At 59.9% G+C, this 25,361-nt stretch carries 28 protein-coding genes; 18 read left to right on the forward strand and 10 right to left on the reverse strand.

Annotated elements, in window-relative coordinates:
* Positions 1-274 precede the first annotated feature (274 nt).
* The 6 genes from hisB (at position 275) to BUB69_RS17735 (ending at position 4,282) form a co-directional block, all read left to right on the forward strand.
* A complete protein-coding gene (gene hisB, locus BUB69_RS17710) occupies positions 275-868 on the forward strand; it encodes an imidazoleglycerol-phosphate dehydratase HisB (RefSeq protein WP_004883084.1) in 594 nt (197 codons plus the stop codon).
* Entirely contained in the window at positions 868-1,506 is a 639-nt protein-coding gene (gene hisH, locus BUB69_RS17715; protein ID WP_043306305.1) for an imidazole glycerol phosphate synthase subunit HisH, read from the forward strand. Before hisB ends, hisH begins: the two co-directional genes overlap by 1 nt.
* 5 nt (positions 1,507-1,511) lie before the next feature.
* Positions 1,512-1,772, forward strand: coding sequence for a DUF2164 domain-containing protein (locus BUB69_RS17720; RefSeq protein WP_024685352.1), 261 nt, complete (start codon positions 1,512-1,514; stop codon positions 1,770-1,772).
* Between the two features lie 23 nt (positions 1,773-1,795).
* A complete protein-coding gene (gene hisA / locus BUB69_RS17725; RefSeq protein WP_073169009.1) occupies positions 1,796-2,533 on the forward strand; it encodes a 1-(5-phosphoribosyl)-5-[(5-phosphoribosylamino)methylideneamino]imidazole-4-carboxamide isomerase in 738 nt (245 codons plus the stop codon).
* A 35-nt stretch (positions 2,534-2,568) separates the two neighbouring features.
* Positions 2,569-3,339: an imidazole glycerol phosphate synthase subunit HisF gene (gene hisF / locus BUB69_RS17730; protein ID WP_024685354.1), complete on the forward strand. Its 771-nt coding sequence runs from the start codon at positions 2,569-2,571 to the stop codon at positions 3,337-3,339.
* A gap of 187 nt (positions 3,340-3,526) precedes the next feature.
* Positions 3,527-4,282, forward strand: coding sequence for a substrate-binding periplasmic protein (locus BUB69_RS17735; RefSeq protein WP_073169011.1), 756 nt, complete (start codon positions 3,527-3,529; stop codon positions 4,280-4,282).
* Positions 4,283-4,284: 2 nt separating this feature from the next.
* Here BUB69_RS17735 and BUB69_RS17740 read toward each other — a convergent pair whose 3' ends face one another.
* From BUB69_RS17740 to gpmI, 4 genes are all read right to left on the reverse strand, one after another.
* Positions 4,285-5,067: a divergent polysaccharide deacetylase family protein gene (locus BUB69_RS17740; protein WP_073169013.1), complete on the reverse strand. Its 783-nt coding sequence runs from the start codon at positions 5,065-5,067 to the stop codon at positions 4,285-4,287.
* Between the two features lie 3 nt (positions 5,068-5,070).
* A complete protein-coding gene (locus BUB69_RS17745) occupies positions 5,071-6,402 on the reverse strand; it encodes a S41 family peptidase (RefSeq protein WP_024685357.1) in 1,332 nt (443 codons plus the stop codon).
* 33 nt (positions 6,403-6,435) lie between these two features.
* Positions 6,436-7,746, reverse strand: a complete 1,311-nt coding sequence (locus tag BUB69_RS17750) for a murein hydrolase activator EnvC family protein (protein WP_073169015.1) — start codon at positions 7,744-7,746, stop codon at positions 6,436-6,438.
* Positions 7,747-7,899: 153 nt separating this feature from the next.
* Positions 7,900-9,432, reverse strand: coding sequence for a 2,3-bisphosphoglycerate-independent phosphoglycerate mutase (gene gpmI, locus BUB69_RS17755; RefSeq protein WP_073169017.1), 1,533 nt, complete (start codon positions 9,430-9,432; stop codon positions 7,900-7,902).
* 145 nt (positions 9,433-9,577) lie between these two features.
* On the opposite strand from gpmI, the gene BUB69_RS17760 reads away from it, so the two are divergent.
* Genes BUB69_RS17760 through secB form a run of 3 tightly spaced genes read left to right on the forward strand, consistent with a single transcriptional unit; the run spans position 9,578 to position 10,775 of the window.
* Complete coding sequence (locus tag BUB69_RS17760) at positions 9,578-9,991, forward strand: rhodanese-like domain-containing protein (RefSeq protein WP_024685360.1); 414 nt, start codon at positions 9,578-9,580, stop codon at positions 9,989-9,991.
* A gap of 2 nt (positions 9,992-9,993) precedes the next feature.
* Positions 9,994-10,245 (forward strand): glutaredoxin 3, encoded by a 252-nt coding sequence (grxC, locus tag BUB69_RS17765; RefSeq protein WP_029243875.1) that lies wholly within the window; start codon positions 9,994-9,996, stop codon positions 10,243-10,245.
* A 38-nt stretch (positions 10,246-10,283) separates the two neighbouring features.
* On the forward strand, positions 10,284-10,775 hold the full coding sequence (secB, locus tag BUB69_RS17770) for a protein-export chaperone SecB (RefSeq protein WP_024685362.1): 492 nt from the start codon (positions 10,284-10,286) through the stop codon (positions 10,773-10,775).
* Positions 10,776-11,019: 244 nt separating this feature from the next.
* Here secB and BUB69_RS17775 read toward each other — a convergent pair whose 3' ends face one another.
* Positions 11,020-11,475, reverse strand: coding sequence for a tRNA (cytidine(34)-2'-O)-methyltransferase (locus BUB69_RS17775; protein WP_073169019.1), 456 nt, complete (start codon positions 11,473-11,475; stop codon positions 11,020-11,022).
* On the opposite strand from BUB69_RS17775, the gene BUB69_RS17780 reads away from it, so the two are divergent.
* The gene (locus BUB69_RS17780) at positions 11,474-11,914 is read left to right on the forward strand and encodes a hypothetical protein (protein ID WP_073169021.1); all 441 of its coding nucleotides are present in this window, start codon (positions 11,474-11,476) and stop codon (positions 11,912-11,914) included. The two genes, BUB69_RS17775 and BUB69_RS17780, sit on opposite strands and share 2 nt — an antisense overlap.
* 288 nt (positions 11,915-12,202) lie before the next feature.
* Here the strand turns inward: BUB69_RS17780 and tauC are convergent, their stop codons facing one another.
* Genes tauC through tauA form a run of 3 tightly spaced genes read right to left on the reverse strand, consistent with a single transcriptional unit; the run spans position 12,203 to position 14,817 of the window.
* Positions 12,203-13,033 carry a taurine ABC transporter permease TauC gene (tauC, locus tag BUB69_RS17785; RefSeq protein WP_073169023.1) on the reverse strand — a complete coding sequence of 277 codons (831 nt, stop codon included), beginning with the start codon at positions 13,031-13,033 and terminating at the stop codon, positions 12,203-12,205.
* A complete protein-coding gene (gene tauB, locus BUB69_RS17790; protein WP_073169025.1) occupies positions 13,030-13,815 on the reverse strand; it encodes a taurine ABC transporter ATP-binding subunit in 786 nt (261 codons plus the stop codon). The genes tauC and tauB overlap by 4 nt, the downstream gene beginning before the upstream one ends.
* 24 nt (positions 13,816-13,839) lie before the next feature.
* Positions 13,840-14,817 carry a taurine ABC transporter substrate-binding protein gene (tauA, locus tag BUB69_RS17795; protein WP_073169027.1) on the reverse strand — a complete coding sequence of 326 codons (978 nt, stop codon included), beginning with the start codon at positions 14,815-14,817 and terminating at the stop codon, positions 13,840-13,842.
* A 776-nt stretch (positions 14,818-15,593) separates the two neighbouring features.
* On the opposite strand from tauA, the gene BUB69_RS17800 reads away from it, so the two are divergent.
* The 7 genes from BUB69_RS17800 to BUB69_RS17830 all read left to right on the forward strand — a co-directional run bounded on the left by BUB69_RS17800 (position 15,594) and on the right by BUB69_RS17830 (position 22,120).
* A complete protein-coding gene (locus BUB69_RS17800; protein ID WP_073169030.1) occupies positions 15,594-16,955 on the forward strand; it encodes an OprD family outer membrane porin in 1,362 nt (453 codons plus the stop codon).
* A 169-nt stretch (positions 16,956-17,124) separates the two neighbouring features.
* Positions 17,125-17,763 (forward strand): peroxiredoxin, encoded by a 639-nt coding sequence (locus BUB69_RS17805; protein WP_073169032.1) that lies wholly within the window; start codon positions 17,125-17,127, stop codon positions 17,761-17,763.
* 273 nt (positions 17,764-18,036) lie between these two features.
* Complete coding sequence (locus BUB69_RS17810; protein ID WP_073169034.1) at positions 18,037-19,002, forward strand: sulfonate ABC transporter substrate-binding protein; 966 nt, start codon at positions 18,037-18,039, stop codon at positions 19,000-19,002.
* A gap of 28 nt (positions 19,003-19,030) precedes the next feature.
* Positions 19,031-19,828, forward strand: a complete 798-nt coding sequence (ssuC, locus tag BUB69_RS17815) for an aliphatic sulfonate ABC transporter permease SsuC (protein ID WP_073169036.1) — start codon at positions 19,031-19,033, stop codon at positions 19,826-19,828.
* Positions 19,825-20,637, forward strand: coding sequence for an aliphatic sulfonates ABC transporter ATP-binding protein (gene ssuB, locus BUB69_RS17820; protein WP_073169038.1), 813 nt, complete (start codon positions 19,825-19,827; stop codon positions 20,635-20,637). Before ssuC ends, ssuB begins: the two co-directional genes overlap by 4 nt.
* Positions 20,638-20,664: 27 nt before the next feature.
* On the forward strand, positions 20,665-20,880 hold the full coding sequence (locus BUB69_RS17825) for a TOBE domain-containing protein (protein WP_002555770.1): 216 nt from the start codon (positions 20,665-20,667) through the stop codon (positions 20,878-20,880).
* Positions 20,881-20,980: 100 nt separating this feature from the next.
* Entirely contained in the window at positions 20,981-22,120 is a 1,140-nt protein-coding gene (locus BUB69_RS17830; protein ID WP_073169040.1) for an RHS repeat-associated core domain-containing protein, read from the forward strand.
* 6 nt (positions 22,121-22,126) lie between these two features.
* Here BUB69_RS17830 and BUB69_RS17835 read toward each other — a convergent pair whose 3' ends face one another.
* Both BUB69_RS17835 and BUB69_RS17840 read right to left on the reverse strand, forming a co-directional pair.
* On the reverse strand, positions 22,127-22,759 hold the full coding sequence (locus tag BUB69_RS17835; protein WP_073169270.1) for a TetR/AcrR family transcriptional regulator: 633 nt from the start codon (positions 22,757-22,759) through the stop codon (positions 22,127-22,129).
* 77 nt (positions 22,760-22,836) lie between these two features.
* Entirely contained in the window at positions 22,837-23,766 is a 930-nt protein-coding gene (locus BUB69_RS17840) for a 2-hydroxyacid dehydrogenase (protein ID WP_073169042.1), read from the reverse strand.
* A gap of 281 nt (positions 23,767-24,047) precedes the next feature.
* Between BUB69_RS17840 and gabT the strand changes: the two genes are divergently transcribed.
* Positions 24,048-25,352, forward strand: a complete 1,305-nt coding sequence (gabT, locus tag BUB69_RS17845; RefSeq protein WP_073169044.1) for a 4-aminobutyrate--2-oxoglutarate transaminase — start codon at positions 24,048-24,050, stop codon at positions 25,350-25,352.
* The last annotated feature ends 9 nt before the right edge of the window (positions 25,353-25,361 follow it).

A 25,361-nucleotide genomic window follows, 5' to 3' on the forward strand; every position in this document is an offset into this window, starting at 1 on the left:
GTCTTCGACGTCGCGCTGTCGCGCAGCAAACTCAGTGGGAGCGCACCGGGCGGCGTTCCGCTTGTCTGCGAAGAGGCCGGTATATCCGATGAAGATGCAGTGGCTGAGCTACTGCATTCGCGGACAAGTCCGCTCCCACGGTTCAGCGTTTGCCGGGAGGCGTGAGAGGGCGATGCACAGTAAATCCCCTGTCTGTCGTCTGTTTGCTTCATGCGCGGCCGTTCTGGGCCTATAATGATCGCCTTTTTCGCCCAATGATTTTGCGGAGCTGGTGATGGCCGAACGTAAGGCTTACGTCGAGCGCAATACTCTGGAAACCCAGATCAAAGCCTCGATCAACCTGGATGGCACCGGAAAGGCCCGATTCGATATCGGTGTGCCTTTCCTTGAGCACATGCTCGACCAGATCGCCCGGCACGGGCTGATCGACCTGGACATCGAGTGCAAGGGCGACCTGGAAATCGACGACCACCACACAGTGGAAGACGTCGGTATCACGGTGGGTCAGGCATTCAGCCAGGCCATTGGCGACAAGAAAGGTATTCGCCGTTACGGCCATGCCTACGTGCCGCTCGATGAAGCGCTGTCGCGAGTGGTCATCGATTTCTCGGGTCGTCCAGGCCTGCAGATGCATGTGCCGTACACCCGTGCGACTGTCGGTGGCTTCGACGTTGACCTGTTCCAGGAATTCTTCCAGGGCTTCGTCAACCACGCCAACGTGACGCTGCACATCGACAACCTGCGTGGCCACAACACTCACCACCAGATCGAAACGGTCTTCAAGGCCTTTGGCCGTGCCCTGCGCATGGCCGTCGAGCTGGATGAGCGCATGGCCGGACAGATGCCTTCCACCAAGGGTGTGCTCTGATGCAGACAGTGGCGGTCATCGATTACGGCATGGGCAACCTGCACTCGGTCGCCAAGGCCCTGGAGCACGTTGGCGCAGGCCGGGTGCTGATCACCAGCGACGCCGATGTGATTCGCGAAGCCGACCGTGTGGTGTTTCCGGGTGTGGGCGCGATTCGCGACTGCATGGCCGAAATCCGTCGTCTGGGCTTTGATTCGCTGGTGCAGGAAGTCAGCAAGGATCGTCCTTTTCTGGGTATCTGCGTCGGCATGCAAGCCTTGCTCGACAGCAGCGAAGAGAGCGACGGCGTGGATTGCATCGGCATGTTCCCCGGCCAGGTGAAGTTCTTTGGCAAGGACCTGCATGAAGACGGCGAGCACTTGAAGGTGCCGCACATGGGCTGGAATCAGGTCACCCAGTCGGTCGATCACCCGCTGTGGCACGACATTCCCGATCTGGCGCGTTTCTACTTCGTCCACAGCTACTACATCGACGCCGTCAATCAGCGTCAGGTAGTGGGCCGTGGGCGTTATGGCCTCGACTTCGCCGCGGCGCTGGCCGACGGTTCGCGCTTTGCCGTGCAGTTCCACCCGGAGAAAAGCCATACCCATGGCCTGCAGTTGCTGCAGAACTTCGCTGCGTGGGACGGCCGCTGGTAATCGACATGAGCAAAGCCAAGGCCAAGCCCCCCATCCTGACCCTCTCGCCCGAGCACGAACAGCAGGCGATCGACCAGCTCAAGCGCCTGTTTGCAGACCGCTTCGAGCTGGAGCTGGGGTCGTTCGAGGTGGCTGAAGTGCTTGAGCTGTTCACGCGCGAGATTGCCCCGCATTACTACAATCGAGCCATTTTCGATGTTCAGCAGCACCTCAAAGAGAGGTTCGAGAGCATCGAAAGTGACCTGTGGGCGCTCGAGAAAAACTAATTTCCGGACAAGTAGGTTTCCCGATGCTGATTATCCCCGCTATCGACCTTAAAGACGGCGCCTGTGTGCGTCTGCGTCAGGGCCGCATGGAAGATTCCACGGTGTTTTCCGATGACCCGGTGGCCATGGCCGCCAAGTGGGTCGAAGGTGGCTGCCGCCGTCTGCATCTGGTCGACCTTAACGGTGCGTTCGAAGGTCAGCCGGTCAACGGTGACGTGGTCACGGCCATTGCGCGTCGCTACCCGAACCTGCCGATCCAGATCGGTGGCGGCATTCGCTCGCTGGAAACCATCGAGCACTACGTCAAGGCTGGGGTGAGCTACGTCATCATCGGCACCAAAGCCGTCAAAGAGCCTGAGTTCGTGGCCGAAGCCTGCCGTGCGTTCCCCGGCAAAGTGATTGTCGGCCTGGACGCCAAGGACGGTTTCGTGGCGACCGACGGCTGGGCTGAAGTCAGCTCGGTGCAGGTCATCGACCTGGCCAAGCGTTTTGAAGCCGATGGCGTGTCGGCCATCGTGTACACCGACATTGCCAAAGACGGCATGATGCAGGGCTGCAACATCCCGTTCACCGCTGCGCTGGCGGCGGCGACGCGGATTCCGGTCATTGCGTCGGGCGGCATCCATAACCTGGGTGACATCCAGGCGCTGCTGGACGCCAAGGCACCGGGCATCATCGGCGCTATCACCGGTCGCGCCATCTATGAAGGCACGCTGGACGTGGCCGAGGCTCAAGCCTTGTGTGATCGGGAACAGCGCTGAGCACGGCACTGTTCCACTAACCGGAGATCGATTCTGTGGCCCTAGCCAAACGCATCATCCCTTGCCTGGACGTCGACAACGGTCGAGTGGTCAAGGGCGTCAAGTTCGAGAACATCCGTGATGCGGGTGATCCGGTAGAAATCGCTCGTCGCTATGATGAGCAGGGTGCCGACGAAATCACCTTTCTGGACATCACCGCCAGCGTCGACGGCCGTGACACCACGTTGCATACCGTCGAGCGTATGGCGAGCCAGGTGTTCATCCCGCTGACCGTGGGCGGTGGCGTACGGACCGTGCAGGACATCCGCAACCTGCTCAACGCCGGGGCCGACAAGGTGTCGATCAACACCGCTGCCGTGTTCAATCCCGAGTTCGTGGGTGAAGCGGCGGCCCGTTTCGGCTCGCAGTGCATCGTGGTCGCCATCGACGCCAAGAAGGTTTCCGGGCCGGGCGAAACCCCGCGCTGGGAGATTTTCACCCACGGCGGGCGTAAGCCGACCGGGCTGGATGCGGTGGTCTGGGCGAAAAAGATGGAAGAGCTGGGCGCTGGCGAAATCCTGCTGACCAGCATGGATCAGGACGGCATGAAGAGCGGCTTCGACCTGGGCGTCACGCGCGCGATCAGCGATGCGCTGGGCATTCCGGTGATCGCCTCGGGCGGTGTCGGCAACCTCGAGCACCTGGCTGCTGGCGTGCTTGAAGGCCACGCCAGCGCTGTGCTGGCGGCGAGTATTTTCCACTTTGGCGAATACACGGTCCCTGAAGCCAAGGCTTACATGGCCAGCCGCGGCATCGTCATGCGCTGAGCAGTCTTCCCCGAAACGAGTGCTGTGCTTCAAGCATAAGGTTTGAAGGCGCAGCGCTCGTTTGCGTCAAAACCCCGCCTTTTGCTTCTGACGTATTGTCTGTAAGCGACATCCAATAGCACCGGGCTAGACACTGCCTCGGGTTCGCGGCACTCTGCATCGGTCGTTCAAGGTCGAGTGCAGGAACATGCTCAAACGTCTTTTTCTCGCACTGGTCGGAGCAGCTGTTCTGCTCAGCGAAGTCGCCCGAGCCAGCGATTCACCTGCTTATTCCATGGTGCTGCTGACCGAAAATTACCCGCCTTACAACATGGCGGTCGATGGCAAGAACTTCGCGCAGGACAGCAACATCGATGGCATTGCCGTCGATGTGGTTCGCGAAATGTTCAAACGCGCCGGTGTCGGCTACAACCTGACCCTGCGCTTCCCTTGGGAGCGCGTCTACAAGCTTGCGCTGGAGAAGCACGGCTATGGTGTGTTCTCCACGGTGCGCACGCCCGAACGTGAAAAGCTTTTCAAGTGGGTCGGGCCTCTCGGACCGGTCGACTGGGTGTTGCTGGCACCCGGGAACAGCACGATTGCGCTGTCGAGTCTGGAACAGGCCAAGGGTTATCAGATCGGTGCCTACAAGGGCGACGCCGTGGCCGAGCATCTGGCGCTCAAGGGCCTGAACCCGGTAGTGATGCTGCGCGATCAGGACAACGCTCGCAAACTGGTCAACGGCCAGATCGACCTTTGGGCGACGGCCGATCCTGTGGGGCTTTATCTGGCCAAGCAGGAAGGCATCACCGATCTCAAGACAGTGCTGCGCTTCCACACGGCCGAGCTGTACCTGGCCTTGAACAAGGACACGCCGCAGGAGGTGGTCGATCGTTTGCAGTCGGCGCTGAACACCCTGCGTGACGAAGGGCAGTTGAAGAAAATCCGCGACCGTTACCTGTAAGCCTAACGATAGGTCCCGTCTTTGCCGTGACCGGCCATAGCCTTGTTGCCGCGCTGGCCGATCATTTCCCGCAGTTCGATCCATTCGATGCCCTGCGCCTTGAGCTTGGGCAATTCACGTTCCAGCACATCCAGAGTGACCGGATAGGGATGGCCGATGACCACGGCTGAGCCCTGCTTGCGCGCTAGCCTGATTGCGGTCTGCAACTGGCGAGTGATGGCTTCGGCGGTGCGTTCGTCGTCCAGAAACACATCACGGGACACGCTGGCCAGTCCGATGCGTTGCGCCTGGGCGGCGGCGACGGTCTTGGCGCTGGTGCGGCTGTCGACGAAGAACATATGGCGACGCTGCAGTTCTTCCATGAGCCAGGTCATGGCGACCGGCTCGGCGGTCATGCGGCTACCCATATGGTTATTGATGCCCGCTGCATACGGCACTTTGAGCAATGCGGCATTCAGGCGGCTTTCAAGTTCCGGCAACGGCAGTTCCGGGTGCCAGGCATAAGGCCCGGTCGCCGGGTCCATGGGCATGTGCAGCATTACGGTCTTGCGCGCGCGATGGGCCTGGCGGGCAAACTCGGTGGCATGAGGGGTGTCGGGCATGATCGCCAGGGTCACGGGGCCCGGAAGCGCCAGCGTGCGACTGTCGCGCTCGGGGTTCTGGCCCAGGTCATCGATGATCAGGCTGAGGTAGGCTTTCGCAGGTTTTGCGTCGGTCTCGGCTGGCGCTGCGTGGGCAGCGCCAGTGATCGAGAATGCCAACAGCAGAAGGCAGAGAATCCGCATCCGTCAGTTGCCGCGCGTGATACTCAAACCCTTGAGCAGGCTGAGCGCCTGGCTGAGCTGGAAGTCATCGTCCTGCGGACGCGCCTTGGCTGCCGCGCCGCCCTTGAGGGTCGGTTTGTCTGCGCCGCCGTTGCCGTTGCCCAAGTGACCGAGCAGGTCGGCTTCCTTGTAGTTCTCGCCATCGACTTCGTTGGTGACCTTGGCGCGCCGCACCACGATATCCGGGTTGATGCCCTGCGCCTGAATCGAGCGGCCGTTCGGCGTGTAGTACAGCGCCGTGGTGATCTTCAGGGCGCGGTCGTTGTTCAGCGGGAGCACGGTTTGCACCGAGCCTTTGCCGAAACTGTCGGTGCCCATCAGGATGCCGCGCTTCTGATCCTGCAAGGCACCGGCAACGATTTCCGACGCCGAGGCGCTGCCGCCGTTGATCAGCACGACCAGCGGCACACCTTCGCTGGCGTCCGCCGGGTCGGCCGAGAAGCGCAGTTCGGAGTTGGCGATGCGCCCCTTGGTGTAGACGATCAGGCCCTTGGTGAGGAAGTGGTCAGCCACTTGCACGGCCGATTGCAGCACGCCACCGGGGTTGTTGCGCAGGTCCAGGATCAGACCGCTCATCTTCTTGCCGTTGTCCTTGCGCAGCTTGGCCAGCGCCTTGCCGACTTCATCGCCGGTCTTGACCTGGAACTGGGTGATGCGGATATAGCCGTAGCCGTTCTCCAGCATCTGCGCCTTGACGCTCTTGACCTGAATGGTCGCGCGCGCCAGCGTCACGTCGAACGGCGTGCCGCCGTCACGTACCAGCGTCAGGGTGATTTTTTCGCCGATCTTGCCGCGCATCTTGTCGACCGCTTCCTGCATGGTCTGACCCTGGGTCGGCGCGCCGTTGATCTTCACGATCAGGTCGCCGGCCTCGATGCCTGCCTTGGAAGCCGGGGTGTCGTCGATGGGCGAGACCACTTTGACGATGCCGTCTTCCACGCCGACTTCGATGCCCAGGCCGCCGAACTCGCCGCTGGTGCTTTCCTGCAGCTCCTGGAAATCTTCCGGGCCAAGGTAGGCCGAGTGCGGGTCAAGGTTGCTGAGCATGCCCTTGATGGCGTTTTCCAGCAGGGTCTTGTCGTCCACCGGCTCAACGTAGGCGGCTTTGACCCGATCCATGACCTCGGCAAACGTGCGCAGCTCATCGAGCGGCAGCGGCGGTTTGGCGTTGGCGTTGGCCGGGGCGACTGCTGCTGTCGTGGCTGGCGTGGTTTTTTCGGCAGCGTGCGCCAAGGGCGCGCCGATAACGATGGCAATCGCCAGGGCCAGCGAGGTGAGGCGGGACAAATGCAGCATGTCTAACGAGCTCCTACTGATATTGGTGCCGACTTATCCTTGAGTGCGGCACCATTGGGCTGGATCGCTGGGGCGACCCTGCTGACGAATAGCAAAGTACAACGCTGATGTGTCCTGACCGCCGCTGTTGCCTACGGTGGAAATCGCTTCACCGGCTTTTACGATGTCGCCTGCCGACTTGAGCAGGCTTTGATTGTGTCCATACAGAGTCAAATAGCCATTACCGTGGTCGAGAATGACCAGAAGCCCCGCGCCGCGCAACCAGTCGGCGAAAACCACCCGACCGCCATGCACCGCATGTACCTGGCTTCCGGCCGAAGCGCTGATCATGACGCCGTCCCATTTGGTCCGCTCGTCATCACCGCGCGCTTCACCAAAGCGTGCAAGCAATCGACCATCAATCGGCCATGGAAGTTTTCCCTTGGCCTCTGCAAAAGGTCCGCCATACGAAACACCGGCACTGGAAACCAGCGCGCCGGGGCTTTTGACCGGACGGCGCGGAACGGGTTCATCGTCGCTCTTGCCACTGTTGCGGGCCACGGCCTCGGCTTCACGCTGGCGTTTCTCTTCTGCTTCCCTGGCTGCCAACAGCGCCTTCTGGCGTGCCTCTTCGGCTTCGCGGGCCTGTCGGGCCAGCGTCTCTTCGATGGTCTTCAGCACCTTGGCCAGATCGGCCTGGTCCTGCTGACGCGCCTGCAACTTCTGGTCGCGGGCCTTGTAGTCTTGATTAAGCTTAGCCAAAGCCTGCTGACGTTCCTGGCGAACCTTGGCCAATTCTTCGGTCTGGCTGTCCAGGTTGCTCTTCTGAACCAGCAATTGCGCCTGTTGCAGGTCGATGTCTTTGCCGACATTGGCTAACTGACGCAGGGTTTCATTGAAGTTGCGCAACTGTTCGAGGCGCGCCTGGCTCAGGTAATCGTAGTAGGTGAGGGTGCGGGCGAATTTTTCGGGGTGCTGCTGGTTGAGCAACAGCTTGAGGTATTCCTGGCGGCCGCTCTGGTAGGCGGCGCGGGCCTGAATCGCGATCAGACGTTGTTGCTCGACCTTGGCGCTATTCAGTTTTTTTTTCTCATTGTCGAGCTTTGTCAGCTCGGCTTCGGTCTTTTTTAGTTCCTTTTGCAGGACCTCGACCTGCTTTTCCAGCTTGCCCATTTCCGTTTCGGTGGTGCGCAGGTCCTTCTGGACGCCCGTGCGTTCTTCCTGAAGCTTGTTCAGGACTTTTTGCAGCTCCGCCACATCCTGACGCGCAGCGTCTATCTGTTTTTGGGTTTGCACACGCTCATCTTCGGCGAACGCCGGATTGAGCAGGCAGATCAGAACAAGGGCGATCAAGGCGCGAAGCATGAGGGTGGGCGATACCGAGGAATTGTGAGAAAAAATGTCAGGCCTAGTATGCCCGGCATGGGGTACAAAAAAAACGCCCCGGACGTACTGCTTTGGGGGCTGTAACACAAAAAACCGGCACTGCCTGATGGCTAAGTGCCGGTTTTCAGCGGATTACTCGTTCACCAGGATCGAGTGGCCGGTCATCTCTTGCGGTTTCTCCATGCCCAGCAGGTGCAGCATGGTCGGCGCGACGTCGGCCAGAACACCGCCTTCACGGACTTTCAGCTGGCGTTTGCCGACATACACGAACGGTACAGGTTCGGACGTGTGCGCGGTGTGAGCCTGGCCTGTATGGTCATCGGTCATCTGCTCGACGTTGCCATGGTCAGCGGTGATCAACGCTTCGCCACCGACTTTTTCCAGCGCCTCGGTGATCCGGCCGACGCAGACGTCCAGGCACTCCACGGCCTTGATGGCCGCTTCCATGATGCCGCTGTGACCAACCATGTCGCCATTGGCGTAGTTGACGACGATCACGTCATAACGCTGATGCTCGATGGCGTCGACGATCTTGTCGGTCACTTCCGGCGCGCTCATTTCCGGCTGCAGGTCGTAAGTGGCGACCTTCGGCGACGGGATCAGGATGCGCTCTTCGCCCGGGAACGGTTCTTCACGACCGCCGGAGAAGAAGAAGGTCACGTGGGCATACTTCTCGGTCTCGGCAATGCGCAGTTGCGTCTTGCCGTTGTCGGCCAGGTATTCGCCCAGCACATTCTTCAGGCTGCCTGCCGCAAACGCGGATGGCGCAGGGATGCTGGCAGCGTACTGGGTCAGCATCACGTAGTTGACCTTCGGCTGACGGGCGCGCTCGAAGTCCTTGAAATGATCTTCGACAAATACGCGGGTGAGTTCGCGGGCACGGTCAGCGCGGAAGTTCATGAACACAACGGCATCGCCGTCTTCGACTTTTGCCGGCTCACCAATGCGGGTGGCCTTGACGAATTCGTCGTTCTCGTCGCGAGCGTAGGCGGCTTCAAGGCCGGCAACACCGCTCTCTGCCTGGAATTGGGCGGTGCTGTCGACGATCAGGTTATAAGCACTGGAGACGCGGTCCCAACGGTTGTCACGGTCCATGGCGAAATAACGGCCGATGATTGTGGCCGTGCGGCCCTTGCCCAGACGGGCGAAGGTCTCGTCCATCAGCTCAAGGGACGTCTTCGCGCTGCGTGGTGGCGTGTCGCGACCGTCGAGGAAGGCGTGCAGGTAGATCTTTTCGGCGCCACGCTTGACGGCCAGTTCGGCCATGGCAACCAGATGGTCCTGGTGGCTGTGTACGCCGCCATCGGACAGCAGGCCCATGATGTGCACGGCCTTGCCAGCGGCCACGGCTTTGTCCACGGCTGCGCAGATGGTCGGGTTCTCGAAGAACTCGCCGTCGCGAATCGCCTTGGTCACTCGAGTGAAGTCCTGGTACACCACGCGCCCGGCCCCCAGGTTCATGTGGCCGACTTCAGAGTTGCCCATCTGCCCGTCCGGCAGACCGACATCCATGCCAGAGCCCGAAATCAGGCCATTGGGCATGGTCGCGTAGAGGCGATCCATGACTGGCATCTTCGCGGCCAGAATAGCGTTGCCTTCACGGTGTTCGCTGTGTCCGAAGCCGTCCAGGATGATAAGGACCAGAGGTTTTGGGGTGGCAGTCATAGAACCCACTCGAGGCTGGTTGAAGTAAAGAACAAGGGATCGGCATTTTAAGGACAAGTTCAAACGGCGTCACTGCCGTACGGACTTTGGCCGACCTTGGGTGCTGTGTATACTGGCCGACATTTTAACGCCCTGGAACCTACCGATGGTTGCTCATCTGCTTGAATTCGCTACTAACCACTATTTGATCACCGGTGCCTTCGTCATTTTGCTGGGACTGCTGATCGCTTACGAACTGAGCAAAGGCGGCGCGAGCCTGAGCACACGCGAGCTGACCGCACTGGTCAACAGCGACCAGGGCGTGGTTATCGACGTGCGCTCCAAGAAGGATTTCGCCAACGGCCACATCGTCGGCTCCCTGAACTTTCCGCAGGACAAAGTGCTGACCCGCACCGCAGAACTGCAGAAATACAAGGACAAGACGTTGATCATCGTCGACGCCATGGGGCAGCATGCTGGCAGTACCGCCCGCGAGCTGCTCAAGACTGGCTTCAAGGCGGCCAAGCTGTCCGGCGGTATCTCCAGCTGGCGCGGCGACAACCTCCCACTGGTGAAATGAATATGGCTCAAGTCATCGTCTATTCCAGCGACTACTGCCCGTACTGCATACGTGCCAAGCAGTTGTTGCAAAGCAAGAGTGTGGCCTTCGAGGAAATCAGGGTCGATGGCAAGCCGCAGGTTCGTGCCGAAATGACCAAGAAGGCCGGTCGCACGTCGGTACCCCAGATCTGGATCGGCTCGACCCATGTCGGCGGCTGTGACGATCTGTTCGCTCTGGAACGCGCCGGCAAGCTTGATGCGCTGCTCGGCTGACTCCCCAATTTAACCGCCCCCTTTGAGAAGGATCCGAAATGACCGATCAACCGAACAACGGCGCCGTGGCCAACGAAGAAGAAAACGCTCCGCAATTCTCCTTGCAGCGTATCTATGTTCGCGACCTGTCTTTCGAAGCACCGAAAAGCCCGGCGATCTTCCGCCAGGAGTGGACTCCGACCGTCAGCCTGGACCTCAACACCCGTCAGAAGCCGCTGGAAGGCGATTTCTACGAAGTGGTGCTGACCCTCTCCGTGACCGTCAACAACGGCGAAGAAGTTGCCTTCATCGTTGAAGTGCAGCAGGCCGGTATCTTCCTGATCAAGGGCCTGGACGACGCTTCGATGAGCCACACCCTGGGCGCGTTCTGCCCGAACATCCTGTTCCCGTATGCCCGCGAAGCCATCGACAACCTGGTTGTCCGCGGCTCGTTCCCGGCGCTGATGCTGGCCCCGGTGAACTTCGACGCGCTGTACGCACAGGAACTGCAACGCATGCAGGAAGCCGGCGAAACGCCGACTGTTCAGTAAGCGTAACGGTTGAATGAAAAAGCGCCTTTCGGGGCGCTTTTTTGTGGAGCGATATACCTCTGTACTGACGCACCGCTGTCTCGCAGCAAACCATCAGACTGTGGGAGGCGGCTTGCCGGCGATGCTTTTTCTGAGGTGACACATCAGTGACTGAACGGACGCCATCGCCGGCAAGCCGCCTCCCACAAGGAATTCTGATTTCAGAGAACCTGCGTGGGAATGCACCCCGCATCCGCTCACGGCGTTACGCGAATCCGTGCTGACGCCAGGCCTCATAGACGGCCACGGCGACGGTGTTGGACAGGTTCAGGCTGCGGCAGCCTTCACGCATGGGCAGGCGCAGGCGATGGTCGCCGCTCAATGCGTCGAGCACTTCGGCAGGCAGGCCCCGGCTTTCCGGGCCAAACAGAAAGGCATCGCCCGGCTCGAAGCTGACATCATGAAACGGGCGCGAGCCCTTGGTGGTAAAGGCAAACAGCCGCGGGTGGCCGATCTTCTCCAGACAACTGGCCAGGTCGGCATGGGTCTGCAGCGTGGCATACTCGTGATAGTCGAGACCCGCCCGGCGCAGGCGTTTATCGTCCAGCTCGAAACCCAAGGGTTCGATCAAATGCAGGGTGCAGCCGCTGTTGGCGCACAACCTGATGACATTGCCGGTATTCGGCGGAATTTCTGGTTGAAAAAGGATGACGTGAAACATGCACGGCTCCGAACGAAAGGACGGGATGCATTCTACCCCTGAAGAGGACCCCAGACCGAAGCTCTGGCCGCGTGTTCTTGGTTCGATGGCCATTGTCGGCTTCACCATCGGCACGATTATCGGTCGTTTGCAGCAGCCTGTGCCGGTCGAACTGGAACAGATCGAAGAGTTGCCGACGGGGCTTGCACTGTGGTTCGACGAGCAACCCAGGTACGAAGCCAGTACGGTCGATGGTGCCATGGTGGTCAGGCTCGATGCGTCCGGGCGGCCGTGGAATGGCCAATTGCGGTTCGACAACAGGGTTGCACGCTGGAAGCTGGAACGAGGGGAGAAGGGGTTGGTGCTGACGCTCCTGGCAGCCCGTCCACTTCACGGCGACTGGCGCACTGAGAAGGTGGACGGGCGCTGGAGACTGGAGGTCAGTCTCCGGGAGGAATAAAAGAGGGGATTCCCCGGCCTGCCTGTACCAAGGTCCCCAAAACGGGTGATGTAATACCTATTGCAGGCAGCGTGCCAGTTTTGAGAAACAAGCGATAAAATCCGTTCCCAGCGCCGCAAAGGCCGTAATGCCGGGCTTCGACAGGCTGACGCCTTGGCGCTGGCCCCTTCAGCTATTCATCCAGCGGCTCATACAACAGCGCGTTTGCCCCGCTTTGTGCACCCAATTTGCGCATCACAACGGTGCGTCACACCAAGCTGATGCAATTTGTGTCCTGAGTCAGCAGACTCAATGATGCTGACCGTGCCAGGGCACCAGTTTGCGTTGCAGCGCCCGCAGGCTCAGCTCCATGGCGAAGGCGATGATCGCGATCACCAGAATCCCCAGCACCACCACATCGGTGACCAGGAACTGCGCCGCCGACTGCACCATGAAGCCCAGCCCGCTGGTGGCGGCGATGAGTTCGGCAGCGACCAGGGTCGACCAGCCCACGCCGAGCCCGATGCGCACGCCGGTCAGGATGTCCGGCAGTGCGCTGGGCAGGATGACGTGGCGAATCAACTGCCATCGCGTGGCACCCAATGACTGCGCAGCGCGTACTTTGGCCGGATCGACTGTTCGTACGCCGGTTGCCGTGGCAATGGCGATGGGCGCGAAGATCGCCAGATAGATCAGCAGCACCTTGGAAAACTCGCCGATGCCGAACCAGATCACGATCAGCGGCAGATAGGCCAGAGGCGGAATAGGGCGGTAGAACTCGATCAGCGGATCGAGAATGCCCTGCGCGACACGGTTGTGGCCGATGGCGATCCCTACCGGAATGGCTGTCAGTATCGCTGCGCCCAGGCCTAGCCCGATACGTTGCAGGCTGGCCCCCAGATGCTGCCAGAGCGTGGAGTCCATGTAGCCCTGGGTCAACAGCAGCCAGGCTTTCTCCAGCACATCCGAAGGCGGCGGCAGGAACAAGGGCTCGATCCATTCGGCTGCGGTTACGGCCCACCACAGCGTCAGCAGTACCACCAGGGTCGCGACGCTGATGGCGCGCGTACTCAGGAACAGGCGCTGCCTGCGTGCCGGTGTCCCGGATTTGACCGGGTTGCTCAGTTCATAGCTGTTCATGCGTGCTGCTCCCGCGCGCGTTGCGAAAAGACGCTGGCCAGCACGTGCTCGCGGGTTTCGATGAATCGTGGATCGGATTTGATTGCCCGTGCCGATTCGCCGGCGCTGTAGCGTTGGCCGAAGTCCAGGCGCAGGTGTTCGGCGATGCGTCCGGGATCGGGCGCGAGCAGGATCAGGTCCGTGGCAAGGAAAACCGCTTCCTCTATATCGTGGGTGATCAGGAATACCGGCTTGGCGGTGCGTCGCCACACCTGCAGCAGCAGTTCCTGCATGCTTTCACGCGTGAAGGCGTCCAGTGCGCCGAAGGGCTCGTCCATCAGCAGCACCCGAGGGTCGGCTGCCAGCGCTCGAGCCAGCCCGACACGCTGCCGCTGCCCGCCGGATAGCTGCCAGATGCGCCGCTGTTCAAAGCCGCTCAGGTCCACCAGTGCGAGCATGTCCCGCGCCTTTGCTTCCCGCTCATTCCTGCCGACGCCTGCCAGTTCCAGGCCGAAGGCGACGTTGGCCAGCACGTTCTGCCAGGGCAGCAAGGCATCATCCTGAAACACCACGCCACGTTCGGCGCCTGGCCCTTCAACCGGTACGCCGTCCAGGGTGATGCGTCCGGTGTCGGGCGTGATGAAGCCTGCGATCAGGTTCAGCAGTGAGGTCTTGCCGCTACCCGAAGGGCCGAGGGCCACCAGCAACTGGTCCGGGCCCAGGCTCAGGTTGATGTCCGTCAGTACGGGCTGCGCTGCGCCGGGGTACTGTGCGCCGACGCGCTTGAGTTGCAGTAAGGCCATGGCCTTTGGCTCCTTCAGGGCTGATCAGCGTGCGATGAATGTAGCCGTCACGTAAGGCGAGTAGTCGGGCAGCACGGCGTCGACCTTGCCTTGTTCTTTGAGGAAGGCAGCCGTTTTGGTCACCGCTTCAATGGTGGGCGCACCGAGTAGCGCGGTCTGCTCGGCAGCCAGCGGGTAGACATTGCCCTGCAGCAGGCCGGGAATGTCCGCCGCCTTCGCGCCGGAGAGGCGGGTCAGCTTGTCGATGTTGGCGGCGTTGGCGATCCAGGCATTTGGGTCCTGACGATACTGTGCGTAGGCGTCGAGGGTGACTTTGGCGAAGGCGCTGACCACCTCCGGGTGCTTGGCGGCGAAATCCTTGCGCACGATCCAGGCGTCGAACGTGGGTGCGCCGACCCTGGCCAGTTCGCCGGACGTTATAAGCACTTTGCCGGTTTCCTTGGCGACGCCCAGCGCCGGGTCCCACACATAGGTCGCATCAATGTCACCGCGTTTCCATGCCGCAGCAATAGCCGGTGGGGCAAGGTTCAGGATCGTCACCCTGGCTGGATCGATATTCCAGTGCTTGAGCGCGGCCAACAGGCTGTAGTGCCCGGTGGACACGAACGGCACGGCGATCTTCTTGCCGATCAGGTCCTGCGCAGAATTGATCCCCGACCCGTTGCGCGCCACCAGCGCTTCTGCCGCGCCGATCTGGGTGGCGATCAGGAACGTTTCCACCGGCAGCTTGCGTGTCGCTGCAGCGGTGAACGGGCTTGAGCCCAGATAGCCAATCTGAACATCGCCGGAGGCAATCGCGGTGATCACGTCAGCACCATTCTCGAACTTGCGCCAGGCGATTTTCGAGTCGGTGGCCTTTTCGTACGCGTTATCGGACTGAGCCACTTTGGCCGGATCCACGGTGGTCTGGTAGGCCACGGTGAAGTCGGCCGCCTGGGCGATAAAGGCCGCACCGGTCAGCGACAGCGCCGTCAACAGGCGCAGGGAGAAGTGCAGTTTCATGGCGGTGCTCCGAATCAGGCGGGCCGGGAATTGGCTGAAAGCGGAGGCTAAATGATCTAAGAAACGCTAAATAAATAACATTTAAGCATTAGCTTATGAAGGGTTTTGCGTCCTTCTGGTGGGGAGTTAAGCGTTGTGAGGCACACCTGAAACTGTCTCGCATCGGCCAATCGGCTCGCGCACAGGTCGGCGAGACCGCTAAAAGCCCATTTGGTTCATCGTCTTAACCGTTCGAGCGGTCATGCGAGGGGTAAAAATGAACGTGTTGAACCTCAAAAAACGATTATTTTTATTTCTTCACCGGTGTTTCCATCGGAAACGTCAATGTGGTGACAACTGTAACATTAGGTGCTTATTCTCCGCGAAGTACCCGATTTATAAGGGGTTTGAGCACGAGATCTTCAGGTTTTGTGTTCGCGGGATATGACTGGCCAGTCGGTATGTGGCTAAGTGATGGCTCAAAACCCGACGATCTGACGAACGGTCGCAAAATATTTTTTGGGAATTAGCGAATTAGGTCGATACACTCCGTGACGTCTTTGTGACACGAGTTGTGACATATGCCGAAAGGTTCTTAGGATCAGATAAATGATTCCTTTTGGACCTGAAGGGTTTTCACTACCTTGCTGCACTGACATACGCGGTCTAGTCAAGCAGTCGTGGCGTTCAGAAACCATTGACCTCAGGGTCGGGACTGTCGCCTATCGCGAATCCGGAAGTCAGGGCAAAGCCCGGCATTCTGGACATAAAAAATTAGATTCACGAGGAGCGTAGCAATGAAGAAGTCCACCCTGGCCCTGGCCGTAACCGTTGGTGTATTGGCTCAGCAGGCCGGTGCAGCTGGTTTCCTTGAAGACAGCAAAGCGTCCATCAGTTCTCGTACCCTGTATTTCAACAACGACCTGCGCGAAGGCGTTCGTGCTTCCGACCAGCGCGAAACCGCGACTGGCCTGAAGTTCGACTACCTGTCTGGCTACACGCAAGGCACCGTTGGTTTCGGCCTCGATCTGCAAGCTGTCATGGGCCTGCATCTGGGTGGCGGCATTGATCACCATTCGGCATCCACAGCCAACACCGTTGTGCCTACTGACACTGACGGTTCTTCGGTCAGCGACTGGAGCCGTGCCGGTGCCAACGCCAAGGTGCGCTTCTCCAAAACCGAGCTGAAAGTCGGTAACGCTCTGGCTCCAAACCTGCCGATCCTGGTCAGCAACGACGGTCGCTTGCTGCCTCAGGCGTTCGAAGGCGGCATCGTTACGTCCAAGGACCTGGACAACTTCACCATCACTGGCGGTCAACTGACCAAGTCCAGCGGTCGTGCGTCGAGCAACTGGGCTGACCTGTCCGTTGCCGGTGCCACCCAAGGCAGCGATCACTTCCGTTTCGCCGGTGCTGACTGGAAGGTCACCAAAGACCTGACCCTGCAGTACTACTTCGCGAACCTGGAAGACTTCTACAAGCAGCACTTCCTGGGCCTGGTTCACGTTTACCCGATCGCTGACAACCAGACGTTCAAGACTGACCTGCGTTACTTCAACAGCAGCTCCGATGGCAAGAACAGCAGCAACACCGCTGGCTACGGTTTCAACAACAACAGCGGTTACGCAAAAACCACCGGTGAAGTTGACAACCAGACCTGGTCTGCCATGTTCACGTACACCCTGGGCGGTCACGCATTCCTGGTGGGTCACCAACAGATCGGCGACGACGGCGGCCTGGTGTTCCTGAACCAGGGCAACGTTGTTGACGGCCGCGGTCGTCCTGAAGGCAACGGCGGCGCAAGCTTCTACTCGTTCACTGACTCGATGATCAACGGCTTCAACCGTGCCGGTGAAAACACCACCTTCGGTCAGTACTCGTATGACTTCGCCAAGCTGGGCGTTCCAGGCCTGAAAGCTGCAATCGCTTACCTGCACGGTGATGACATCAAAGGTGCTCGTGGCACGACTGCCTTTGGTAAAGAGTACTCCGAGTGGGAACGCGACATGCGCGTAGACTACGTGCTGCAGAGCGGTCCGTTGAAGGGTTTCGGCACTACCGTTCGTTACGGCACCTACCGTGCTGAAGACGGCCTGAACAACTCGACGAACGCCGATCAGGCTCGTGTGATCTTCAACTACACCTACAACTTCATGTAAGTGTACTGAGCGTCAAGGAAACCCCGCCCCGTGCGGGGTTTCTTTTGCCTGTTTTTTGATATTCATTATCGATCTATCCAAAGCGATATCTATTCTTTTTAAATTACTTCACGAGCAGGCACAGTGGTCTTGACTGAAAGACTCAATCGAACAAGACAGGAGCTGCACCATGACACTGCGACTTGGCGATATCGCCCCCGACTTCGAGCAAGAATCCAGTGAGGGCCGTATACGCTTCCATGAATGGCTGGGTGACAGCTGGGGTGTTTTGTTTTCCCACCCCGCCGACTTCACGCCGGTCTGCACCACCGAATTGGGTTTCACCGCCAAATTGAAAGACGAGTTCGCCAGGCGCGGCGTCAAGGCCATTGCGCTGTCGGTGGACCCGGTCGATTCGCATATCAAGTGGATCGACGACATCAACACCACGCAGAACACCCAGGTCAATTTCCCGATCCTGGCTGACGCGGACCGCAAGGTGTCCGATCTGTACGACCTGATCCATCCCAATGCCAACGACACGCTGACCGTGCGCTCGCTGTTCGTGATCGACCCGAACAAGAAAGTGCGCCTGACCATCACTTATCCGGCCAGCACGGGGCGTAACTTTCATGAAATTCTGCGGGTCATCGATTCACTGCAATTGACCGACAACTACAAGGTCGCCACGCCCGCCAACTGGGTGGACGGCGATGATGTGGTCATCGTGCCGTCGATCAAGGATGAAGAAGAGATCAAGCAGCGCTTTCCCAAGGGCTACACAGCCGTCACGCCTTACCTGCGCCTGACGCCTCAGCCCAATCGTTGATTCCTGATTACCAAGCGTGGGGTTATTCGGGCCGATTTATCGGCCCTTTTTTATGGGTGTTCGCGCCTGAACCGACGCTATCGCCGGCAAGCCGCCTCCCGCGGTATGCGTGTTGCGAGAGGTCGGAACAGGCACGGGCTCATAGCATCTTGTTATATTCATTTACGGAATAACCAAATGAATAAATGAGATTTATAGATATAAAAAATCACTGTTACTGTCACTCCATTCCGGCGATTCACGCCATGTCGATATTCACCAAAGGAGCGCGCCATGCGCACTGTTAATTTGCGTCGAGGTCTGGCTGCTCTGTTGGCTGCTGCGGTTACGATCGGTGCCTTGAGCCAGGCTCAGGCCGAGGACCTGCGTATCGGTTATCAGAAATACGGCACGCTGGTGCTGCTCAAGGCCAAGGGCTCGCTGGAGAAACGTCTGGCCGAGCAGGGCGTCAAGGTGCAGTGGACAGAATTTCCCGGTGGCCCGCAGTTGCTCGAAGGCCTGAACGTCGGCTCGATCGACTTTGGTGTCACTGGTGAAACGCCTCCAGTGTTCGCCCAGGCGGCCGGTGCCGATCTGCTCTACGTCGCTTACGAGCCGCCGGCGCCGACCAGTGAAGCGATTCTGGTGCCCAAGGATTCTGCAATCACCTCGGTCAAGGACCTCAAAGGCAAAAAGGTCGTCCTTAACAAAGGTTCCAACGTGCATTACCTGCTGGTGCGCGCACTGGAAGATGCGGGCCTGAAGTATTCCGATATTCAGACCGTGTTCCTGCCGCCCGCCGATGCGCGTGCCGCCTTCGAGCGTGGCAGTGTCGATGCGTGGGTCATCTGGGACCCTTACCAGGCCGCCGCCGAGAAACAACTGCAGGCGCGCACGCTCAAAGACGGATCCGGCATTGTCGACAACCATCAGTTCTATCTGGCGACCAAGCCCTACGCGCAGAAAAACCCGAAAGTGATTCAGGCGCTGATCGAAGAGGTGCGCGCGGTGGGTGAATGGTCCAAAGCCAACCCTGAGGAAGTCACTAAACAGGTCGCGCCTTTGCTGGGTCTGCCAGCCGACATCACACTGACTTCGGTCAAGCGTCAGGGCTACGGCGCGTTGTTCATCACGCCGCCGGTGGTGGCAGCTCAACAGAAGATCGCCGACACCTTCTACCAGCTCAAATTGATCCCCAAGCCGCTCAGCATTGCTGACGTGGTCTGGACGCCACCTGCTGCTGTTGCTCAAGCACAGTGATCGACAGGCCCTTCGAGGAGACCACTCCATGAGCCTAAGTGCTTCGCAACGCATCACCCATCGGCTGGCACCCTGGGCTTTGCCTGTCCTGCTGCTGGCGGTCTGGCAGTTGTCGGTCAGCGCAGGCTGGCTGTCGACCCGCATTCTTCCGGCGCCGAGCGCGGTCATCGAGGCGGGCGTCCAGTTGATTGCCAGTGGCGAGATCTGGACCCACCTGGCGATCAGCGGCTGGCGCGCCGGTATCGGTTTTGCCATCGGGGGTGGCATCGGTCTGGCGCTGGGTTTCATTACCGGCCTGAGCAAATGGGGCGAGCGCCTGCTGGACAGTTCGGTGCAGATGATTCGCAACGTGCCGCACCTTGCGCTCATTCCGCTGGTGATTCTGTGGTTCGGCATCGATGAAACCGCCAAGATCTTTCTGGTGGCGCTGGGCACCCTGTTCCCGATCTACCTGAACACGTACCACGGCATCCGCAACATCGACCCGGCGCTGGTGGAAATGTCGCGCAGCTACGGGCTGTCCGGCTTCAGCCTGTTTCGCCATGTGATTCTTCCAGGCGCCATGCCCTCGATTCTGGTGGGTGTGCGCTTCGCGCTGGGCTTTATGTGGTTGACGCTGATCGTGGCGGAAACTATCTCGGCCAGCTCCGGCATCGGCTATCTGGCGATGAATGCCCGTGAGTTTCTGCAAACCGACATCGTGGTGCTGGCGATCGTCCTGTACGCCGTGCTCGGCAAACTGGCCGACCTGGCCGCGCGAGGTCTGGAACGGGTCTGCCTGCGCTGGCACCCGGCTTATCAAGTCAGTAAAGGCGGTGCCGCATGAGCAATCTGAAACAACAACCGGCGCACCTGCTTCGAGGCATTCCGCTGGCGATCCAGAACCTGAAAAAAACATTTGGCTCGCGCGAAGTGCTCAAGGACATTGACCTGCACATCCCGGCCGGGCAATTCGTGGCGGTCGTGGGGCGCAGCGGCTGCGGCAAAAGCACCTTGCTGCGTTTGCTGGCCGGGCTCGACAGCCCGACCCAGGGCGAGTTGCTGGCCGGTTCTGCACCCCTTGGCGATGCCCGCGAAGACACCCGTCTGATGTTTCAGGAAGCCCGCCTGCTGCCGTGGAAAAAGATCATCGACAACGTCGGGCTCGGCCTGAGCGGCGACTGGCGCGGGCAGGCTCTCGAAGCCCTTGAGGCGGTTGGCCTGGCCGAGCGCGCCGATGAGTGGCCGGCAGCCTTGTCGGGCGGTCAGAAGCAGCGTGTTGCACTGGCACGGGCCTTGATCCACAAGCCGCGCCTGCTGTTGCTCGACGAGCCCCTCGGCGCGCTGGACGCGCTGACGCGTATCGAAATGCAGCAATTGATCGAAAAACTGTGGCACCAGTATGGCTTCACCGTGCTGCTGGTGACCCACGATGTCAGTGAAGCCGTTGCTATCGCCGACCGCGTGATTCTGATCGAAGAAGGGCGTATCGGCCTCGACCTGACGGTCGATCTGCCCCGTCCCAGAGCCCGTGGCTCGCATCGTTTAGCTGCACTTGAAACCCAGGTGCTCAATCAGGTACTGGCCGTTCCCGGTTCACCGCCTGAGCCCGAACCCTCTTCACCACTGCCCACGCAATTGCGCTGGGCCACTTAACCCCGATCCCCCAAAGGAAGACCTGCCATGACTATCAAAGCCATCAACGTTCGTAACCAGTTCAAAGGCACCATCAAGGAAATCGTCCACGGTGATGTGTTGTCCGAAATCGACGTGCAGACTGCGTCCGGCGTCGTGACATCCGTGATCACTACCCGTTCGGTCAAGGAACTGGAACTGGTTGTGGGCAGCGAAGTGATTGCCTTCGTCAAATCCACCGAGGTCTCGATCGCCAAGCTGTGATCAGGCTTCAACACCCGACCCCGAACGGTGACGACCCTTCGGGGTTTTTTTCGTCCGGGCTAGCAGTTCTGTCAGGTACGGTTCGAGCCAGGATTGCGGGATGCTGGTGATCCATTCTTCTGGAGGGCCGGACATGGGCTTTTCAGCGCAGACCGCACTTTGCCGCTATCGCTATGACGCGCTGGATCGACTCACCGCCAGCGCCCCCGCGACAGATACAGAGGTGCAGTGGTTCTATCAGAAGAACCGTTTGGCGATTGAAATTCAGGGCGATGTGCAGCGTCGTCTTGTCCAGCACGAAGCTGTGTTGCTGGCTCAAAAGCAGCGTGCGCAAGGCGAGGCCTCTACCAACATGCTGGCGACGGATCAACACCGCTCCGTGCTCCAGAGGCTGTTGGGTGCCGGGCTGGAATCGCTGGCGTACACGCCTTACGGGCATCACCCCGTCGAGAGCGACCAGACCTTTGTGCCGGGCTTCAATGGCGAACCGTGCGACCCGGTGACCGGGCATTACCTGTTGGGCAATGGTTACCGCGCGTTCAATCCGGTGTTGATGCGGTTCAACAGCCCCGACAGTTTGAGTCCGTTTGAGGACGGAGGGTTGAATGCGTATGCGTATTGCGAGGGTGATCCGGTTAATTTTGATGACCCGACAGGGCATATGCTCGGGTATTCAGCATTACTTAAGATGCAGCCTGCCAAGCGCGCAATGGTTTTTGGGGCTGAACATTCTTCGCTGCCAAGAGTGATGGGGTCATTACCTGCAGGGCACGCCGTTCCCGGAGTGGGCAACGGGGTTCCCGTTTCATCAACGGTTGCCAGTACAGCCTCTGTTGCCTCGCGATCACCCACTCAGCCAATACCGTCTTCCGAAGTCAATGTAACCTCGCCTTCTGTTGCGAAACCAGGCCGGTCCAGAAAGCGCAATGCGCTACGGGATGATGGAGCCGCCAAGGTCAAAAAAGCAAAAAGGGAATATGAGTCTGCAATGGAAAGTTTTGCTGTTACCAACAGTTTGCTTGGGGCAGATCCTTATCTGCTCGGACGACTCGATGCCCGAGCAACGCTTCGGGAGGCCGCATACAGAAAACTGAATAACGAATATATGGATGCAAATCGGTCAAAGCCAGGCTTCAGCCAAGCAGCGTTTGATGAGAATCGGACTTTGCTGAACGCTGCGAACAGAAGGATAGAAACTTATGCCCAGACGTCTAGTGAAGTGGCCACCATTCGTCAATAAGGGCTCTCAAACAGATCTCTTCGGCAAATAAACCGGCAAGTACAACCCCACATACGCATCAAACACCCGCATCCCTTCCACCGCCATGCGCGGGGTAATCTCACCGTGCAGTTGCACCGACCGGGCATACACCCGGTCGCCTAGCTCCATGGCCAGCGCGAACACGTCCACGTCGTCCGGCAGCGCGGGCAGGTGGAAGTGGCGGTTGAACACCTCGAGCATCAAGTGGCCCAGTTCAATGTCGTGCTGACGGTCCGCCTGATTGATCTCGGTCAGGCCGTGCTGCGCCAGGATCAACTGGCGTGCGGCGGCGTCGGCGTTGTAGATGTCCAGCATGCGCATCTCCACCACCCGCGACAGGTCTCGCCAGTTGTCGAGCGAATCATGTTCGATAGGGGCTTGCAGGGAGGCGCGAAAGGCTGCATGGATGTCTGCCGTCAGGGCTTCAAGCAACGCCGGTACGCTGGCGAAGAAGTGATAGACCGAGGACGGCGGAATACCCGCACGCTCCGCCACGCTGTAAATCGACAGGCTGGCCACTCCTTCCGACGCCAGCAACGTACGGGCCGCGTCCAGAATCGAGTCGATCCTGGCCTGGCTGCGTGCTCGGGGTTTGCGCGGGGCGGCGGTACGGGTCATGACAAGGCTCTCGGTTGAACGAGCGCCATTGTAAGACAAACCCTTCATGCCTGTCGGTAAGCGAAGCGGCTCGTGGTTCAGTAACCCTGGCCGCGATCCACCTGACCCTTCATGACTTCGCCACGCTCGAAGCGTCGAATATTGTCCAGCAGCCCCGGGAACGCGCTTTCCGGCTGGGTCATGGCCGCCACGTGTGGCGTCAGCAAAATGTTCGGGTGTGCCCAGAACGGATGATCGGCCGGTGCTGGTTCCTGTTGCAACACGTCCAGCACCGCAGCGCTGAGCTGGCCGCTGTCCAGCGCCGCCAACAGATCCTGTTCCACCAGATGCCCGCCACGGCCCATGTTGATCAGCGCGGCACCGGGAGGCAATTGCTCGAACAGCGTGCCATTGAGGATGCCTTCGGTTTGTCCGGTCAACGGCAGTACGCACAGCAGAATGTCGCACTGGCCGAGAAAGGCTGGCAGTTGCGCTTCGCCTGCGTGGCAGGTCACGCCCTCGACGTGATGTTCACTGCGCGCCCAGCCTGACAGCTTGAAACCGAATGGTTTCAGCGCCGACAGAATCTGCTGCGCTTGCAGGCCCAGGCCCATCACACCCACCCGACGTTGGTGAGCAGGCGTCAGTGGATGTGCCTTCCAGCGTCCTTCTACCTGCTGTTGCCGATAGCGCAGCATGTCGCGATGCAGGCTCAGCACCGCGAAGGTCGCGTATTCGCACATCCCCCGGCCAATGCCCGGATCAAGCAGACGCGCGACAGGCAACGATGCCGGAATGCGGCTCAGGTCCAGTTGATCGACACCCGCCGACAGGGCGAACAGCACCTTCAGATTCGGCAGTAACGTCTGCAGATCATCCGGTGCCAGCCAGGCGCCCAGATAGTGAACGTCGTCCGGATTACCGATGTGTGGCCATTCCCGCCATTCGATGTCTGGCGCGTGCTCGGCGAACAGCACTCGCCAGCGTTCGGCGCGTGCAGGATCGGCTTTGTAGAGGAAGGCGGGCATGGGCTTTTCCTGAGTATGAAAGTGGGGCTCCATCTTGCCGCAAGTACGAAGCACGATCTGTTGAAAGGTCTATTCCCAAGCACGCTACGCGCTGAAAAAGAGCGTTTTGCGGCAGATTAACCGGCCTTCGGCGGCTTGAAGGAATCTGCCGTTTGCGAGGCAAAAAACAGTGGATATGGACGTCTGGGCGGTCAAGTTCGGCTTAGATCGTTTCGCCGAACGCTTAATCTGAACACCATCGCAGCCACCTGCCGGTTGCCTGGCTCACTATAGGTAAAACCATGAACAGCAAAATCGATGAAACACCTCATCTGCTGCATCAGCGCGATCAATTCGTGCCGCGCGGCATTGTCACGGCCCATCCACTGGTCATCGACCGTGCGCAGGGTTCCGAGTTGTGGGACGTCGATGGCAAGCGTTATCTGGATTTCGTGGGCGGCATCGGCGTGCTGAACATCGGCCACAACCACCCGAACGTGGTCAAGGCCATCCAGGGGCAGTTGGAAAAAGTCACTCATGCCTGCTTTCAGGTGGTCTCCTACCAGCCTTACGTGGACCTGGCCAAACGCCTGAGTCTGCTGGTGGCCGGGCAGAGTGGCATCGATCATAAGGCCGTGTTCTTTACCTCGGGCGCCGAGGCGGTGGAAAACGCGGTGAAGATCGCCCGCGCTCACACCAATCGCCCGGCGATCATTTCTTTCCGTGGCGGCTTTCATGGCCGCACCTTGCTCGGTACGACGCTGACCGGCATGAGCCAGCCTTACAAACAGAACTTCGGGCCGATGGCGCCCGAGGTGTTCCATACCCCGTACCCAAACGCGTATCGCGGTGTCACCAGCGAGATGGCGCTGGCCGCGCTGCATGAGCTGCTGGCGACCCAGGTTGCTCCGGACCGTGTTGCGGCGATCATCATCGAGCCTGTACAAGGCGACGGTGGTTTTCTGACCGCGCCGGTCGAGTTCCTCAAAGCGCTGCGCGCCCTGACCGAGCAGCATGGCATCGTGCTGATTCTGGATGAAATCCAGACCGGCTTCGGTCGTACCGGCAAGTGGTTCGGTTTTGAACACGCCGGCATCCAGCCTGACCTGGTCACCGTTGCCAAGAGCCTTGCCGGCGGCATGCCGCTGTCGGGTGTGGTCGGCCGCGCCGAGATCATGGACGCACCACTTCCGGGCGGGCTGGGCGGCACCTATGGCGGTAATGCGCTGTCCTGCGCCGCAGCGCTGGCGGTGATCGACACCTACGAACAGGAAAATCTGCTGGCCCGTGGCGAGCAACTGGGGCAGCGCCTGCGGGCCGGACTGCTCAAGCTTAAAGAGCGCTACAGCTTTATCGGCGACGTGCGCGGCACCGGTTTCATGCTGGCTATTGAGATGGTCAAGGATGATGCCGAGCGCAGCCCCGATGCAGACCTCAATTCGAAGATCATTGATCAGGTCCGCATGGGCGGACTGCTGGTGATCAAGTGCGGCGTTTACCGCAACGTGTTGCGCTTCCTGGCACCGTTGGTGACCACCGAGCAGCAGATCGACGAAGCACTGACCATCCTCGACGCCGCTCTGGCACGAGTATTGAAATCCAACTGAGCCGGGCTC

It is taken from the genome of Pseudomonas asturiensis, assembly GCF_900143095.1.
GTDB lineage: Bacteria > Pseudomonadota > Gammaproteobacteria > Pseudomonadales > Pseudomonadaceae > Aquipseudomonas > Aquipseudomonas asturiensis.

Excerpts from the sequence above, each read along its gene's own strand:
- ssuB (WP_073169038.1), top strand. The coding sequence starts at position 19,825 with ATGAGCAATCTGAAACAACAACCGGCGCACCTGCTTCGAGGCATTCCG.
- BUB69_RS17740 (WP_073169013.1), bottom strand. The coding sequence starts at position 5,067 with ATGCGGATTCTCTGCCTTCTGCTGTTGGCATTCTCGATCACTGGCGCT.
- BUB69_RS17800 (WP_073169030.1), top strand. The coding sequence starts at position 15,594 with ATGAAGAAGTCCACCCTGGCCCTGGCCGTAACCGTTGGTGTATTGGCT.
- gabT (WP_073169044.1), top strand. The coding sequence starts at position 24,048 with ATGAACAGCAAAATCGATGAAACACCTCATCTGCTGCATCAGCGCGAT.
- secB (WP_024685362.1), top strand. The coding sequence starts at position 10,284 with ATGACCGATCAACCGAACAACGGCGCCGTGGCCAACGAAGAAGAAAAC.
- hisA (WP_073169009.1), top strand. The coding sequence starts at position 1,796 with ATGCTGATTATCCCCGCTATCGACCTTAAAGACGGCGCCTGTGTGCGT.
- BUB69_RS17810 (WP_073169034.1), top strand. The coding sequence starts at position 18,037 with ATGCGCACTGTTAATTTGCGTCGAGGTCTGGCTGCTCTGTTGGCTGCT.
- tauB (WP_073169025.1), bottom strand. The coding sequence starts at position 13,815 with ATGGCCTTACTGCAACTCAAGCGCGTCGGCGCACAGTACCCCGGCGCA.
- BUB69_RS17735 (WP_073169011.1), top strand. The coding sequence starts at position 3,527 with ATGCTCAAACGTCTTTTTCTCGCACTGGTCGGAGCAGCTGTTCTGCTC.
- BUB69_RS17775 (WP_073169019.1), bottom strand. The coding sequence starts at position 11,475 with ATGTTTCACGTCATCCTTTTTCAACCAGAAATTCCGCCGAATACCGGC.
- BUB69_RS17750 (WP_073169015.1), bottom strand. The coding sequence starts at position 7,746 with ATGCTTCGCGCCTTGATCGCCCTTGTTCTGATCTGCCTGCTCAATCCG.
- BUB69_RS17835 (WP_073169270.1), bottom strand. The coding sequence starts at position 22,759 with ATGACCCGTACCGCCGCCCCGCGCAAACCCCGAGCACGCAGCCAGGCC.
- BUB69_RS17780 (WP_073169021.1), top strand. The coding sequence starts at position 11,474 with ATGCACGGCTCCGAACGAAAGGACGGGATGCATTCTACCCCTGAAGAG.
- BUB69_RS17840 (WP_073169042.1), bottom strand. The coding sequence starts at position 23,766 with ATGCCCGCCTTCCTCTACAAAGCCGATCCTGCACGCGCCGAACGCTGG.
- BUB69_RS17805 (WP_073169032.1), top strand. The coding sequence starts at position 17,125 with ATGACACTGCGACTTGGCGATATCGCCCCCGACTTCGAGCAAGAATCC.
- hisH (WP_043306305.1), top strand. The coding sequence starts at position 868 with ATGCAGACAGTGGCGGTCATCGATTACGGCATGGGCAACCTGCACTCG.
- BUB69_RS17720 (WP_024685352.1), top strand. The coding sequence starts at position 1,512 with ATGAGCAAAGCCAAGGCCAAGCCCCCCATCCTGACCCTCTCGCCCGAG.
- hisB (WP_004883084.1), top strand. The coding sequence starts at position 275 with ATGGCCGAACGTAAGGCTTACGTCGAGCGCAATACTCTGGAAACCCAG.
- tauA (WP_073169027.1), bottom strand. The coding sequence starts at position 14,817 with ATGAAACTGCACTTCTCCCTGCGCCTGTTGACGGCGCTGTCGCTGACC.
- gpmI (WP_073169017.1), bottom strand. The coding sequence starts at position 9,432 with ATGACTGCCACCCCAAAACCTCTGGTCCTTATCATCCTGGACGGCTTC.
- grxC (WP_029243875.1), top strand. The coding sequence starts at position 9,994 with ATGGCTCAAGTCATCGTCTATTCCAGCGACTACTGCCCGTACTGCATA.
- BUB69_RS17760 (WP_024685360.1), top strand. The coding sequence starts at position 9,578 with ATGGTTGCTCATCTGCTTGAATTCGCTACTAACCACTATTTGATCACC.
- ssuC (WP_073169036.1), top strand. The coding sequence starts at position 19,031 with ATGAGCCTAAGTGCTTCGCAACGCATCACCCATCGGCTGGCACCCTGG.
- BUB69_RS17745 (WP_024685357.1), bottom strand. The coding sequence starts at position 6,402 with ATGCTGCATTTGTCCCGCCTCACCTCGCTGGCCCTGGCGATTGCCATC.
- BUB69_RS17825 (WP_002555770.1), top strand. The coding sequence starts at position 20,665 with ATGACTATCAAAGCCATCAACGTTCGTAACCAGTTCAAAGGCACCATC.
- BUB69_RS17830 (WP_073169040.1), top strand. The coding sequence starts at position 20,981 with ATGCTGGTGATCCATTCTTCTGGAGGGCCGGACATGGGCTTTTCAGCG.
- tauC (WP_073169023.1), bottom strand. The coding sequence starts at position 13,033 with ATGAACAGCTATGAACTGAGCAACCCGGTCAAATCCGGGACACCGGCA.